Genomic DNA, 14,485 nt, shown 5'->3' with positions numbered 1-14,485 from the left:
CGATGGATTCGGGCGGAACCGTCCCCGGGCGCTTCGGCGTGACTTGCTACTGCCGCGCCGATGTTGCTTGGATGGAAAAATGACCACCGCTGAAGCTGCTCCCCCGCCCGCGCCCGACCGCCCAACCGCAAACGCTGTAGAAGGCTCCACCTCCGAACCCGTCGACGAGAACATCTGGCTCGAGGAGATCTACGGCGAGGAACAGCTCGCCTGGGTCCGGGAACAAAACGCCCGCACCGAGGAGCTGTTAGAGGATCCGGAGTACACCGCCCTGGAAAACAGCATCCTCGACGTGCTCGATTCCACCGACCGGATCGCCATGGTGGGCAAGCACGGCGACTGGTACTACAACTTCTGGAAGGACCGCGAGAACCCCAAAGGCCTGTGGCGGCGGACCAGCTGGACCAGCTACCGGGGCGGGTCCCCGGAGTGGGACGTTCTGCTGGACGTGGATGCCCTGGCCGCGGCGGAGGGTGAGGAGTGGGTCTTCCACGGCGCCAGTTTCCTGCGCCCGGCCGCGGGGGAGCCGCACCGGCGTGCACTGCTGGCCTTGTCCCCCGACGGCGGCGACGCGAACCGGTACCGGGAGTTCGACGTCGAGTCCCGCAGCTTCGTGGACCCGGCGGCCGGCGGCTTTGACCTGCCCACAGCAAAGGGCAACGCCTCCTGGCTGGACGCGGACACCCTGCTGGTCGCCTCCACGGCCGAGGGGCTGCCCAGCACCACGTCCTCCTACGCCCGGACCGGCGTCTCGCTGCGCCGCGGCGGGTCCCTGGCCACGGCCGAGCGGCTGTTCGACATCCCGGCCGAACACATGATGGCGCTCGTGGCGCATGACTCCACACCGGGCTTCGAGCGGACCTTCGCCGTGGACTGGATCAGTTTCTTCGAAAAGACCACCTCCGTGCTGCGCGACGGGGAATGGGTGCCCATCGACGTACCGGCCGACGTGAACATCAGTTCGCACCGCGACTGGCTGCTGTTCCGGCCGCAGCAGGACTGGACCGTGGGCACCGCCACCTACCCGGCCGGCTCGCTGCTGGCCGCCGGGTTCGAAGCCTTCCTGGCCGGCAGCCGGGACCTGTCCGTGCTGTTCACTCCGGACGGGCACACCTCCCTCCAGTCCTGGAGTTGGACCAGGGACTTCCTGCTGCTGAACCTGCTTCAGGACGTCTCCTCGGAGATCCGGGTCCTCGATCCGCAGCAGCCCGGAACGGACACCGCTTGGGCGTCCACCGTGCTTGATGCCTGCCCGCCGCTGCATGACGTCAACGCGTTTGCCGTCGACGACGAGGACACCGCCAGCGGCTCGGACGACGCCCCTGCCACCGGGGACACGTCCCCCGGTGCGGGAAACGACTTCTGGCTCCTCGCGACCGGCTTCACCACGCCGAGCACCCTGACCCGCGGAACCCTGAAGCGCGCCCCGGGCGGCGCCGGCGTGCAGAGCACGCACGAGGTGATCCGGTCCTCACCCTCGTTCTTCAACGAGGCGGCCTATGAGGTCCAGCAGCACTTTGCCATCTCCGAGGACGGCACCCGGGTACCGTATTTCCAGGTGGCGTCCAGGGATCTGGTGCTGGACGGCCAGAACCCCACGCAACTCTCCGGCTACGGCGGCTTCGAGATCTCCCGGACCCCCGCCTACAGCGGCGCGGTGGGCCGGGCCTGGCTGGAACGCCGCACCGAGGAAACCGCCGGGCACGACGGGGACGCCCCGCATAGCCGGGGCGGGGTCTACGTGGTGGCCAACATCCGCGGCGGCGGGGAATACGGACCCTCCTGGCACCGCGCGGCTTTGCAGGAGAAGCGGCACCGGGCCTACGAGGACTTCGCCGCCGTGGCGGCGGATCTGATTTCCCGCGGCGTGACGTCCCGCGAGCGGCTCGGCTGTGTGGGAGGCTCCAACGGCGGCCTGCTGGTGGGGAACATGCTCACCCGGTATCCGGACCTTTTCGGCGCCGTGTCCTGCGGGGTCCCTCTGCTGGACATGCGCCGCTACACCAAACTGTCCGCCGGCTACTCCTGGATTGCCGAGTACGGCGACCCGGATGATCCCGGGCAGTGGGAGTTCATCAAGACGTTCTCCCCGTACCATCTGCTCAAGGACGGGGTGGAGTACCCGGAGACGTTTATCTGGACGGCCACGTCGGATGACCGGGTGGGACCGGTCCAGGCACGGAAGATGGCCGCGCGCATGCAGGCGATGGGCATCCCCAACGTCTGGTTCCACGAGGCGCTCGAAGGCGGCCACGCCGGAGCCTCGGACAACCGGCAGGCCGCGGCGCTGCAGAGCCGCAGCCAGCACTTCCTGTGGCGGGCGCTGGCCGGGCGCGGCGCCTGATCCCGGACCATCCAAGGGAACACCGCGGGGTCACGTCGGGCCCATCCGGGGCCCCGCCATGGGCCGGAAATGACCCCGCGGCGGCCGTTTTGCCTTGCATGGCACCTTCTGCGTATCCTTGGTTGGCTAGTTAATAGCAATTGGAGACGTGCCAGAGCGGCCGAATGGGCTTCACTGCTAATGAAGTGTGGGGCACAACTCCACCGGGGGTTCAAATCCCCCCGTCTCCGCGTTTGGCCCCGGTCCCTGGACCGGGGCCTTTTGCGTTTCCGGACATGGCGTCTCCGGAGTCCCGGGTGCGGTCGCAGGTCCGGGTGCGCGTCCGGGTACCGGACACTCGGCGCCGTCCGGGTACCGGGGTGGCAGGATGGGGCCATGGTGAGCAACCCCGTGCCCGGAGGCAGCGCGTATGACGCGATCATCGTCGGTGGCGGCCACAACGGCCTGGCCGCGGCAGCGTATCTGGCCAAAGCCGGCCGGAGTGTCCTGCTGCTGGAACGGCTCGAGCAATCCGGCGGCGCGGCGGTGTCCGCCCAGGCGTTCGCCGGCGTCGATGCGCGCCTTTCGCGCTACTCCTACCTTGTGAGCCTGCTCCCGCAGCAAATCATTGACGACCTTGGCCTGCGCATCCGGCTGGAGCGGCGCCGGTACTCCTCCTACACCCCCGACCCGCTCGATAGCCGCCGCGGTCTGCTGATTGACAACGCGGACGCGGATGCGACCGCTGTTTCCTTTGCGGCCGTCGGGGCCCCGGAGGGCGATTACCGCGCGTTCACCGGGTTCTACGCCGGCTGCCGCCGGCTGACCGAGGCCCTCTGGCCCACCCTCACCGCTCCGCTGCCGACCCGCTCCGAAGCCCGGCTCCTCGCATTGCGGGCCGGGGCGGAGGAGGCGTGGAAGGCCATGGTCGAGCGCCCCGTCGGGGAGGCCATCGCCGGGTCGCTCCGGCACGACCTGGTCCGGGGCGTGGTGCTGACCGACGCCTTGATCGGCACCTTCGCCCGCGCCGGCGACGCCGACCTGCAGCAGAACATTTGCTTCCTCTACCATCTGATCGGCGGCGGATCCGGGAACTGGGATGTGCCCGTCGGCGGCATGGGGGCGGTGTCCGGCGAGCTTGAACGGGCGGCCCGGGAGGCCGGGGCGGTGATTCGGACGTCCGCGGAAGTCACCGCTGTCCGCCCGGAAGGAGTGGTCAGTTACCGGCACGGCGGAATGGACCACACCGCAACCGCCGCCTGGGTCCTGGCCAACGTGGCCCCCGTGGTCCTGGACCGGCTCCGGAACCCGCCGGCTGCCGGCGTCGTCACCACCGGCGCCGGCCGTAACCCCAACCATCTCCGGGAGGGTGCGCAGGTCAAAGTGAACTTGCTCCTGACCCGGCTTCCCCGGCTGCTGGATCCGGCGGTCAGCCCGGAAGCTGCATTCGGCGGGACCTTCCACATCAACGAGACCTGGTCCCAGCTGGACGCCGCCTACCTCGCCGCTGCAGCCGGAACCATACCGGACCCGCTCCCCTGCGAGATCTACTGCCACTCGCTCACGGACCCCAGCATCCTGTCCCCGGAACTGCAGGCCGCCGGCGTGCACACCCTGACCGTGTTCGGCCTGCACGTCCCGGACCGGCTGATCACGGCGGAGAACAACGATCGACGCCGGACAGAACTGCAGGCGGCCGTCCTGAAGTCCCTGAACTCGGTCCTCGCCGAGCCCATTGAGGACCTGCTGCTGACCGGTCCGGACGGGCAGCCGTGCATTGAGACGAAGACCACCCTGGACATTGAACGGGCCGTGGGCATGCCGCGGGGCAACATCTTCCACGGCGGCCTCGACTGGCCGTTCGTGGAGGACAACGCACCGCTGGACACTCCGGCCCGGCGCTGGGGTGTCCAGACGGATGACCCGCGGATCCTGATCTGCGGGTCGGGTGCCCGGCGCGGCGGTGCCGTCAGCGGCATCGGCGGGCACAACGCGGCGATGGCAGTGCTCGAATCCGGACCGCCGGACGCCGGCACCCTCGAAACAGGGCGGACTGTGCAAGGCTGAGCCCGGCGGTGGTCAGCCTGCCTGGCCGAGCACCAGCGGCAGCACCGCGCCTGCGCCGGCAAGCCGGAGGGCCCGGCCGGCGACCGTCACGGTCCAGCGGCTGTCGACAAGATCATCAATCAACATCACGCTCTGGCCCTGAATGCCGGCCAGGGCCGCTTCGAGCTCCGGTCCCACCACGAGGCGGTCCCAGACCCCGGCAAGCCGGTAGGCGCTGTTGCCGCCGCGCCCGCCGGTGGGTCCGCCGTGCTCCAGCTGCAACTGCCCAAGATAGGGGATCCGGCCGATCTCGGAGATGCCCCGCGCCAGGGAGTCCACCAGTGCTGGTTTGCCGCGGGACGGGACGCTGATGATGGCCGCGGGCCGGCCTGCCCCGCTCCAGCCGGGTGTGCGGGGGTCACCGGCGCCCCATTCGCGCAGGACCTGGACGCACGCCTGAAGCATGCCCGGATCCACGGTGCGGTCGGGAGCTCCCGCACCGAAGGCTTCGCGCAGGGCACCGCCCCAGCCGAGGTCGGTGAGCCGGGCCAGGGCACGGCCGGCGGCGACGCTTTCGTCGGGCTTGATCTTGCCTTTCACCGGCACGCCCAGCCGGTCCATGCCGCTGGGCCACTGCAGCCGGGGTTCCAGCGGCACACCGGCGCGGCTCAGCGTCTGGCCGGCGGCTTCGGTGGCCGACGCGGCGATGTCTGCCGGAAACCACTGGCCGGCGCAGTTGTCGCAGCGGCCGCAGGCCCGGGCCGTTTCGTCGTCCAGAACGGAGGTGATGTATTCCATCCGGCAACCGGCGGTGTCCTGGTAGATCACCATCGAGTCCTGCTCGTCCACGCGGGCCTCGGCGATCCGGCTGTACCGCTCGGCGTCGTACGTCCACGACTGCCCGGTGGACCGCCAGCCGCCACCCACGCGCTCCACGGCCCCGTCCACCGCCAGCACCTTCAACAGCAACTCCAACGGGGTCCGGCGCAGATCCACGCGCGCCTCCAGCGCCACGGTGGACACTGCCGTCCCGGCGTCGGCGAGGGCGCTGAGGACGGCGCCGGCTTTCTCTTCCGAGGGCATGGACGCCGTGGCGAAATACTGCCAGATGTCCCGGTCCTCGGACCCCGGCAGCAGCAGGACATCGGCGTTGGCAGCGCCACGGCCGGCACGGCCGACCTGCTGGTAGTACGCCACTGGCGAGGACGGCGCCCCCAGGTGCACCACGAACCCGAGGTCCGGCTTGTCAAAGCCCATACCCAGGGCGGAGGTGGCCACGAGGGCCTTAACCTGGTTGTCCTTAAGGAGCTGCTCCGCGCGTTCGCGGTCCGCGGGGTCGGTGCGCCCGGTGTAGGCGAGCACCTCGTGTCCGGCTTCGGCGAGCAGCCGGGCGGTATCCTCGGCGGCGGAGACGGTCAGCGTGTAGATGATGCCGCTGCCCGGCAGGTCTTTCAAATGCGTCAGCAGCCAGCCGAGGCGGTCCCGGGAATCCGGCAGGCGCAGCACGCCCAGCCGGAGCGATTCACGGCCCAGGGCGCCGCGAATGGTGAGGACTTCGGCACCCAGCTGCTCCTCGATGTCGTGGACCACCCGGGAGTTGGCCGTGGCGGTGGTGGCCAGCACCGGAACGGAGTCCGGCAACTGGGTGATCAGGTCCGCGATGCGCCGGTAATCCGGCCGGAAATCGTGGCCCCAGTCGGAGATGCAGTGGGCCTCGTCGATGACCAGCAGCCCGGTGCGGCGGATCAGCTCCGGCAGCTGGTTTTCCCGGAAGGAGGGATTGGTCAGCCGCTCGGGCGAAACCAGCAGGACATCGACCTCGTCCGCGGCGAGTTGTTCTCGGACGGTGTCCCATTCCAGCTGGTTGGCGGAGTTGATGGCCACCGCACGGACCCCGGCCCGCGCTGCGGCGGCCACCTGGTCACGCATGAGCGCCAGCAGCGGCGAGACAATCAGGGTGGGCCCGGCACCGCGGCGCCGGAGCAGCAGGGACGAGACGAAGTAGACCGCCGACTTGCCCCACCCGGTGCGCTGGACCACGAGGGCCCGCCGGCCGCCGTCGACGAGCGCCTCGATCGCCTCAAACTGGCCGTCATGGAACTCCGCCTGGGGGTGCCCGACGAGTTCCCGCAGCACCTCCTGCGCCTGCTCCCGGGTCCCGCCCAGCCCGGCTGGGACAGCGGGGGAAGCGGACAGGACTGCAGCGTTCTCGGAATTAGCCATTGGTTCAGTATCCCAGCCCCCTCCGACAGGCGCGAAGCCGCCGGCTCCGCCGTGTGGACAATTCCGGCGGATCCGGGGATAAAACGACACCACCGGAGCACCTCCGCCCCCTGATTGGGCTGCGACGTAGGATAAGACGCGTGACTACGGACCAGACGAAGACATTTGACCTTTCGGCCTCCTTCAAGGCCTACGACGTGCGCGGCATAGTCGGCGAATCAATCACCGCGGAAATCGTCGAGGCCGTGGGTGCTGCCTTCGTCGATATCCTGCAGCTGGAGGGCCAAACGGTCCTGGTCGGCGGAGACATGCGCCCCTCCTCCCCCGAATTCAGCAAGGCCTTCGCCAACGGCGCCGCCCGGCGCGGAGCCAACGTCCAGCTGCTCGACCTCATCTCCACCGATGAGCTCTACTACGCCTGCGGTGCGCTCAATGCAGCCGGCGCCACGTTCACGGCCAGCCACAACCCCGCCGAATACAACGGCATCAAAATGTCCAAGGCCGGCGCCGAACCCATTTCGTCCGAAACCGGGCTCAAGGAAATCCAGGCTTGCGCCGAGGAATACCTCAACGCCGGTTCCATTCCCGCCGCCGCCACCCGCGGCCTGATCGGCGTCCACGACGTCCTCAAGGGCTACGCCGAGTACCTGCGCAGCCTCGTGGACCTGCGCGGCTCCCGTCCGCTGAAGGTGGTAGTGGACGCCGGCAACGGCATGGCCGGCCTGACCACGCCGGCAGTGCTCGGCGACGTCCTGCTGCCCAAGCTTCCCCTGGAGATTGTTCCGCTGTACTTCGAGCTGGACGGATCCTTCCCGAACCACCCCGCCAACCCACTCGAGCCGGAGAACCTGCGCGATTTGCAGGCGGCCGTCGTCGAACACGGCGCGGACCTCGGCCTGGCGTTCGACGGCGACGCGGACCGCTGCTTCGTCATTGACGAAAAGGGCGAACCCGTCTCGCCGTCCGCGATCACCGGGATGGTGGCCCGCCGCGAGATTGCCCGCGCCCAGGCACTCGGCGAAGCCACTCCCGCCGTCATCCACAATCTGCTGACGTCCCGCGCCGTCCCGGAACTGGTGGCCCGCCACGGCGGCCGGGCCGTACGCACCCGCGTGGGGCATTCCTTCATCAAGGCCGAAATGGCGGCAGAAGGTGCCATCTTCGGCGGCGAACACTCCGCCCACTTCTACTTCCGCGACTTTTGGAACGCAGATACCGGCATGCTTGCCGCGATGCACGTCCTTGCCGCCCTCGGCGAGCAGGCCGGTCAGCTGTCCGATCTTGGCCGCGAGTACGAGCCCTACGTATCCTCCGGCGAGATCAACTCGGAAATCGATGACAAGGCCGGCGCCGTGGAACGGGTCCGGCTGGACTTCCGCTCCGAGGACGTCACGGTGGATCACCTCGACGGCAGTACCTTCACCGCCACGGACGGCAGCTACTGGTTCAACCTGCGCCCTTCCAACACCGAGCCGTTTCTCCGCCTGAACGTCGAGGCCACGGACAAAGCCACCATGGAGCGGGTCCGCGACCGCGTCCTGGCGCTGGTCCGGGGCTAGGACCGTGACGGAACTGCCAGCGCAGGCCGGCGCGGTTTCCGCGGCCGGCGGCTCGTGGCGGGACAGCGTCCCGGAGGCCAGCGCCACCGACCTGGAGAACCTGCTGGGCACCGGAGTCGGTGCCGCCCAGGAACAGCTCGAGCGCAACGGCGGGTTCCTGCCGTTCGCCCTCGTCGTTGAGATCGACGGCGAGGTCCGGCTGGTCGCCGTCACCCCCGCCGACGCAGCCGAGGGCACCGGCGCCGACTTCGACGCGGACTCGATGATCAGTGATCTTACGGAACTGCTGCGCCAGCACAGGGACGAATTCCGCGCCGCAGCGATTGTCTGCGACATCACGTTGCTGGCGGAAGCCTCGGACGCGATCCATGTGGCTGCCGAACACCGGGACGGCTCGCTGTTCGCCGCGGTCCTGCCCTACGCAGCGAACCCCGCGACCCGTGAGCTGGAGTTCGGCGAGCTCTCCGCTGATACCAATGAACCCGGCGTGTGGGTGGACTAGACCGCCGTATGCTGGTGGTATGAAGATTAACGCCTTCGCGGATGTCAGCCTGCGCGCCATGATGGTGCTCGCGGCGGCGCCCGGCGGCTCACTCCTCACCACCCAAAGCATCGCCGACGCGGTCGGGACGCCGTATAACCACGTGAGCAAGGCGATGGCGAAGCTGCGCGAGCTGGGCATGATCGACGTCGAGCGCGGCCGGCACGGCGGTGCCCGGCTCAGCAGTGCCGGGCAAGTCGCCACCGTGGGCCAGCTCCTGCGCCAACTGGACACCCGCACGGACCCTGCCGACTGCATCGCCACCGGCGGAGTGTGCCCGCTGATCAATGAGTGCCGCCTCCGCGGAGCCCTCTCCCGCGCCCGGGAGGCGTTCTACCGCGAGCTCGACGGTCTCGTCGTCGCGTCCCTGCCGACCGAACGGCAAATGGAGCCGGTGTTCCAGGCGATCGGCCTGCGCCCCGGCCTGCTCAGCCCCAGCCTCTGACCTGTTCCGCCACGCCCGGGAACATCTCCGATTTGATGTTACTTTCTACGCCCTGTAGAACTGAGATATAAATACTCGTATTTCGAATACAAGTATTTTCGCCGGTCCGGCTGACAGACGCGGACCACTATCTCAGGAGTCAACATGCTCTCGGACAAGTCCTTCCCCGTCATCGAGGCCACCCTCCCCCTGGTGGGGTCCCGGATCGGTGAGATCACGCCCAAGTTCTACGCCAGCCTTTTCGCAGCGCACCCGGAACTGCTGGACGGGCTCTTCAGCCGCTCCAACCAGCGCAACGGCAACCAGCAGCAGGCCCTGGCCGGAAGCATCGCCGCTTTCGCCACCCATCTGGTGAACAATCCCGGAACCCTGCCGGAGACGGTGCTTGCGCGCATCGCGCACCGCCACACGTCCCTCGGGATTACCGAACCGCAGTACCAGGTGGTTTACGAACACCTCTTCGCCGCCATCGCCGATGACCTCGCCGACGTCATCACCCCCGAAATCGCCGAAGCCTGGACCGAGGTCTACTGGCTGATGGCCGATGCGTTGATCAAGCTCGAGAAGGGGCTGTACGCTGCACAGGCGAACGACTCCATGTGGAGCCCGTGGCGGGTCGCCGCGAAAACCCCCGCCGGCACCGGCTCCCTGACGTTCACCCTGGAACCGGCCGACGACACCGCCATCACCCCCGCCCTCCCGGGCCAGTACGTCAGCGTCAAGGTCACCCTCCCGGACGGACTCCGCCAGGTCCGCCAGTACTCGCTCTCCGGCGACGCCGGAACGAGCCGCAGCTTCACCACCAAGAAGGACGACGGCGGCGAAGTCTCCCCCGTCCTGCACAACAACGTCCAGGTGGGCGACATCCTGGAAATCTCCAACCCCTACGGCGAGATCACCCTTCAGGAAGGCGACGGCCCCGTGGTCCTGGCCTCGGCCGGCATCGGCTGCACTCCCACTGCCTCCATCCTGCGTTCCCTTGCCGCGTCGGGCTCCGACCGCCAGGTCCTGGTGCTGCACGCGGAGAGCGACCTGGACAGCTGGGCGCTGCGCAGCCAGATGACGGACGACGTCGCACGTCTGGACGGCGCCGACCTCCAGCTGTGGCTCGAACGCCCCGTAGCCGGCACGAAGGAAGGGTTCATGAGCCTGCGGGAGGTTGATCTCCCGGCGAACGCGTCCCTGTACCTGTGCGGGCCGCTGCCGTTCATGAAGAACATCCGGAACGAGGCCATCAACGCCGGCATTCCTGCCACCAAGATCCACTACGAGGTCTTCGGCCCGGACATCTGGCTGGCCAGCTGATTCACCACCGCATCCCTGCTGGCGGCCCCTGCCTTAGCGCGCCGGCGGGCAGATCAGGGCGGATGACGGCTTGCCGGTCGCCCTGATCTGCCCACGAGACGCTCGGCCCACCACCGCGGTGACCAACGACGGCGGCCCCGCACCTTTCCCAAGGTGCGGGGCCGCCGTCGTTTGATCCGGGCTGTTAGTGCTCGGCCATACGTTCCTTCAGACCGTCAAGCTCGGAGCGCAGCGCGTCCGGCAGCGAGTCGCCGAACCTGGCGTACCACTCTTCGATGGAGGCCAGCTCTTCGTCCCATTCCGTACGGTCCACGCGGACAGCGTCTTCGACGTGCGCGTGCGTGAGGTCCAGGCCGGTGAGGTCCAGCGAGTTCCCCGCCGGCACGAAGCCAATGGGGGTCTCGACGGCGTCCGCCTTGCCTTCGATGCGCTCGATGGCCCACTTCAGCACGCGGGCGTTGTCGCCGAAGCCGGGCCACGCGAAATCGCCGTCGGCCGTGCGCCGGAACCAGTTGACCAGGAAGATGTGCGGCAGGCGTTCCGGATTGGCCTTGCCCGAAACACTGATCCAGTGCTTCAGGTAGTCACCGGCGTCGTAGCCGATGAACGGCAGCATGGCCATCGGGTCGCGCCGCAGCACGCCGATCTGGCCGGCAGCGGCCGCCGTCGTCTCGGAGGAGAGGGTGGAGCCCATGAAGATGCCGTTGGTCCAGTTGCGGGCCTGGGTGACCAGCGGCACCGTGGTCTTGCGGCGTCCGCCGAACAGGATTGCGGAGAGCTCCACGCCGTCGGGGCTGAAGTACTCCTCGGCCAGAATGTCCACCTGCGAGATCGGGGTGCAGAAGCGGGAGTTCGGGTGGGCTGCCGGCTTGTCCGACTGAGGAGTCCAGGAATTGCCCTGCCAGTCCGTCAGGTGGGCGGGAACCTCATCGGTCATGCCCTCCCACCACACGCCGCCATCATCCGTGAGCGCAACGTTCGTGAAGATGCTGTGGCCCTTGGCGATGGCGCGCATGGCGTTGGGGTTGGTGCCCCAGCCGGTGCCGGGAGCGACGCCGAACAGGCCGGCCTCCGGGTTGGTGGCGCGCAGTTCGCCCTCCTTGCCGATCCGCATCCAGGTGATGTCGTCACCCAGGGTCTCGACCTTCCAGCCCTCGATGGTCGGGTCGAGCAGGGCGAGGTTGGTCTTGCCGCAGGCGGACGGGAACGCGGCGGAGATGTAGTAGTTCTTCTTCTCCGGCGAGGTCAGCTTGAGGATGAGCATGTGCTCCGCAAGCCAGCCTTCGTCCCGGGCCATCACGGACGCGATGCGCAGGGCGTAGCACTTTTTGCCCAGCAACGCGTTGCCGCCATAGCCGGAGCCAAAGGACCAGATGGAGCGCTCCTCGGGGAAGTGCACGATCCACTTGTCCGGGTTGCAGGGCCAGGTGACGTCGGCCTGGCCGGCGGCGAGCGGTGCGCCCAGGGAGTGCAGGGCCGGGACAAAGAAGGCGTTGGTGGCGGTAATCTTCTCCAGCACCTCGGTGCCGATGGTGGCCATGATGCGCATGGAGGCGACAACGTAGGCGCTGTCGGTGATCTCCACGCCGAACTTGGGATCCTCGGCATCGAGGTGGCCCATGACGAACGGGATGACGTACATGGTGCGGCCGCGCATGGAGCCGCTGAACAGTCCGCGCAGCTTCTCCTTCATTTCCGCCGGGGCCATCCAGTTATTCGTGAAGCCGGCATCGCGTTCGTTCTCGGAGCAGATAAAAGTCTGCTCCTCGACGCGGGCCACATCGGCGGGGTCGGAGAAAGCCGCAAAAGAATTGGGAAACAGCTTCTCGTTCAGTCGGGTCAACGTGCCCGCGGCGACGAGTTCGTCCGTGAGCCGGGTGTTCTCTTCCTCGGAGCCGTCCACCCAGTGGATCCGGTCCGGCCGGGTCAGTTCAGCAACCTCTTCGACCCATGCCAGCAGTCCGGCATGTGTGGTGGGTGCTTTTTCAAGCAACGGCAGTCGCGCCAGATCTCCCATTACGGTTCCCTTCCTCGGGTTCAGTCGTGTGTCCTAAATGTAGGGCTAGATCACCCCCTAAAAAGGGGGCCGGATATGGGATGTCCGGGTAGCCGGAAATTGAAAACCCCGGAAATTCAGGGAATCCGTCCCATCCAAAGCCTGTATTTTGTGACTAAGGTCACGTAGACCGGTCTAGTCATCCAGATTACACCCGCTACGATTTGTCAGTACGGCCCCACCTCGCGTAAAGTAATTCGAGGTTCGGGGAGCAAGAAGTTCCGGACCGGCAAATGCGCCCATAGCTCAGCTGGATAGAGCGTCTGTCTACGGAACAGAAGGTCAGGGGTTCGAATCCCTTTGGGCGCACAGTGAAGACACCGTGAAGAAAATCAAAAAGTCACAGTGAAAAAGATCCGCACCGGTCCGCCGGTGCGGATCTTTTGGTTTAACCCCAGCCGAGGTCGGGGCCGGCGGCCAGGGCGCGCCGGCCGGCGTGGTGCCCCGCAAAGGGCCGGCGGCGGCGCCACACGGCACCGGGCCGGGCGTAGGCTTTTGCCATGACGGCACAGGTGAAACGGGAATTTGATGTCATCGTGATCGGTGCGGGCGCCGTGGGCGAGAACGTGGCGGACCGCGCGGTGCAAGGCGGACTGACCGCGGTGCTGGTCGAAGCCGAACTTGTCGGCGGCGAATGCTCCTACTGGGCCTGCATGCCATCCAAAGCGCTGCTGCGCCCGGGCACCGCCCTGCACGGCGCCCAGACGGTGCCCGGCGCCAAGGAGGCCATTACCCAGACCCTGGACACAGCCGCCGTCCTGAAGCGCCGCGACTACTTCACCTCCAACTGGCAGGACGACAGCCAGGTCACCTGGGTCGAGGACACGGGGATCGAACTCATCCGGGGCCACGGCTGGATTACCGGCACGCGGGAAGTTGAAGTTGCGGGGCTGGACGGCAACAGTTACGCGCTCACGGCACGGCACGCCGTCGTGGTGGCCACCGGGTCCGCACCCACGGTGCCGCCCGTTGACGGCCTGTCCGACGTCGACTACTGGACCACACGGGAAGCGACCTCCGCGCAAGCCATTCCGGACAGACTGGCGGTCCTTGGCGGGGGCGTGGCCGGCACGGAGCTTGCCCAGGCCTTCGCCCGGCTGGGCTCCACGGTCACGGTGGTTGCCCGCGGCGGCCTGCTGGGCGCCTTTCCGGAGGAGGCCAGTGCACTGGTGGCGGCCGGTCTGCGGGCGGACGGGGTCAGTCTCCGTCTTCACACCGGAACCACGGGCGTCCGCGGGAACAAGGATGGCTCCCTCACCCTTGAGCTGGAGGGCGGCAGCACCGTGACGGCGGATAAGCTCCTGGTCACCACCGGCCGGCACCCAGCCCTGGAAGGACTTGGGCTGGAACGTGTCGGCCTCACGGCCCCGGAGGGCCGGCACCTGCGGCTCAGCACGGACGCCACCGGCCTGGTGGCGGAGGTTCCCGGGAACGACGCCGACCCGTGGCTGTACGCTGCCGGCGACGCCGCCGGGAAAGTCATGCTGACCCATCAGGGCAAGTACGAGGCCCGCACCACTGGAGATGCGATCACCGCCCGGGCCAAGGGCGAACTGGGCGCGACGGCGGCACCGTGGAGCCGGTATGCCCGGACAGCTGATGACCACGCGGTGCCCAGCGTCGTGTTCACGGATCCGGAACTGGCGAACGTGGGCCGGACGGTGCAGCAGGCGGAAAAGGATGGCTACAAGGTGTCCTCCGTGGAGCTGCCCATCCAGGTGGCCGGATCCTCGCTGCACGCCGAACGGTACGAGGGGTGGGCGCAACTGGTGGTTGACGAGGACCGGAAGGTCCTGCTGGGCGCCACCTTTGCCGGCCCGGATGTGGCCGAACTTTTGCACGCCGCAACCATTGCCGTCGTCGGAGAGGTCCCGCTTGACCGGTTATGGCACGCCGTGCCGGCCTACCCGACCATCAGTGAAGTCTGGCTGCGGCTCCTTGAGGAATACGGGCTCTGAACTCCGGCCGCAGCGACACCGCCGGCTTC

At 68.0% G+C, this 14,485-nt stretch carries 9 protein-coding genes and 2 tRNA genes; 9 read left to right on the top strand and 2 right to left on the bottom strand.

From position 1 onward, the window contains the following. Window positions 1-79: 79 nt before the first annotated feature. From VUN84_02460 to VUN84_02450, 3 genes are all read left to right on the top strand, one after another. A complete protein-coding gene (locus VUN84_02460) occupies window positions 80-2,344 on the top strand; it encodes a prolyl oligopeptidase family serine peptidase (GenBank protein XAS64564.1) in 2,265 nt (754 codons plus the stop codon). Between the two features lie 142 nt (window positions 2,345-2,486). Next, window positions 2,487-2,574: transfer RNA gene (locus tag VUN84_02455), tRNA-Ser, on the top strand. Between the two features lie 145 nt (window positions 2,575-2,719). Continuing rightward, the gene (locus VUN84_02450) at window positions 2,720-4,390 is read left to right on the top strand and encodes an NAD(P)/FAD-dependent oxidoreductase (protein ID XAS64563.1); all 1,671 of its coding nucleotides are present in this window, start codon (window positions 2,720-2,722) and stop codon (window positions 4,388-4,390) included. Between the two features lie 12 nt (window positions 4,391-4,402). Here VUN84_02450 and VUN84_02445 read toward each other — a convergent pair whose 3' ends face one another. Continuing rightward, window positions 4,403-6,592 carry a RecQ family ATP-dependent DNA helicase gene (locus VUN84_02445; GenBank protein ID XAS64562.1) on the bottom strand — a complete coding sequence of 730 codons (2,190 nt, stop codon included), beginning with the start codon at window positions 6,590-6,592 and terminating at the stop codon, window positions 4,403-4,405. A 140-nt stretch (window positions 6,593-6,732) separates the two neighbouring features. On the opposite strand from VUN84_02445, the gene VUN84_02440 reads away from it, so the two are divergent. The 4 genes from VUN84_02440 to VUN84_02425 all read left to right on the top strand — a co-directional run bounded on the left by VUN84_02440 (window position 6,733) and on the right by VUN84_02425 (window position 10,442). Next, window positions 6,733-8,151, top strand: coding sequence for a phosphomannomutase/phosphoglucomutase (locus VUN84_02440; protein XAS64561.1), 1,419 nt, complete (start codon window positions 6,733-6,735; stop codon window positions 8,149-8,151). Window positions 8,152-8,155: 4 nt separating this feature from the next. Next, complete coding sequence (locus VUN84_02435; GenBank protein ID XAS64560.1) at window positions 8,156-8,653, top strand: hypothetical protein; 498 nt, start codon at window positions 8,156-8,158, stop codon at window positions 8,651-8,653. A 19-nt stretch (window positions 8,654-8,672) separates the two neighbouring features. Beyond that, window positions 8,673-9,137: an Rrf2 family transcriptional regulator gene (locus VUN84_02430; GenBank protein XAS64559.1), complete on the top strand. Its 465-nt coding sequence runs from the start codon at window positions 8,673-8,675 to the stop codon at window positions 9,135-9,137. 144 nt (window positions 9,138-9,281) lie between these two features. Next, entirely contained in the window at window positions 9,282-10,442 is a 1,161-nt protein-coding gene (locus VUN84_02425; GenBank protein ID XAS64558.1) for a globin domain-containing protein, read from the top strand. 184 nt (window positions 10,443-10,626) lie between these two features. On the opposite strand, the gene VUN84_02420 is transcribed toward VUN84_02425, so the two are convergent. Beyond that, a complete protein-coding gene (locus VUN84_02420; protein XAS64557.1) occupies window positions 10,627-12,459 on the bottom strand; it encodes a phosphoenolpyruvate carboxykinase (GTP) in 1,833 nt (610 codons plus the stop codon). A 274-nt stretch (window positions 12,460-12,733) separates the two neighbouring features. On the opposite strand from VUN84_02420, the gene VUN84_02415 reads away from it, so the two are divergent. Continuing rightward, window positions 12,734-12,807, top strand: a tRNA-Arg gene (locus VUN84_02415). A gap of 191 nt (window positions 12,808-12,998) precedes the next feature. Further along, the gene (locus VUN84_02410; GenBank protein XAS64556.1) at window positions 12,999-14,456 is read left to right on the top strand and encodes an NAD(P)/FAD-dependent oxidoreductase; all 1,458 of its coding nucleotides are present in this window, start codon (window positions 12,999-13,001) and stop codon (window positions 14,454-14,456) included. Window positions 14,457-14,485: the final 29 nt, after the last annotated feature.

The sequence above is a fragment of the Micrococcaceae bacterium Sec5.8 genome (assembly GCA_039636775.1).
GTDB lineage: Bacteria > Actinomycetota > Actinomycetes > Actinomycetales > Micrococcaceae > Arthrobacter.
The sequence above is the reverse complement of the archived record's forward strand: the minus strand, read 5'-3'. Positions and strand labels throughout refer to the sequence as shown.

Excerpts from the sequence above, each read along its gene's own strand:
- VUN84_02420 (XAS64557.1), bottom strand. The coding sequence starts at position 12,459 with ATGGGAGATCTGGCGCGACTGCCGTTGCTTGAAAAAGCACCCACCACA.
- VUN84_02410 (XAS64556.1), top strand. The coding sequence starts at position 12,999 with ATGACGGCACAGGTGAAACGGGAATTTGATGTCATCGTGATCGGTGCG.
- VUN84_02445 (XAS64562.1), bottom strand. The coding sequence starts at position 6,592 with ATGGCTAATTCCGAGAACGCTGCAGTCCTGTCCGCTTCCCCCGCTGTC.
- VUN84_02450 (XAS64563.1), top strand. The coding sequence starts at position 2,720 with ATGGTGAGCAACCCCGTGCCCGGAGGCAGCGCGTATGACGCGATCATC.
- VUN84_02460 (XAS64564.1), top strand. The coding sequence starts at position 80 with ATGACCACCGCTGAAGCTGCTCCCCCGCCCGCGCCCGACCGCCCAACC.
- VUN84_02425 (XAS64558.1), top strand. The coding sequence starts at position 9,282 with ATGCTCTCGGACAAGTCCTTCCCCGTCATCGAGGCCACCCTCCCCCTG.
- VUN84_02430 (XAS64559.1), top strand. The coding sequence starts at position 8,673 with ATGAAGATTAACGCCTTCGCGGATGTCAGCCTGCGCGCCATGATGGTG.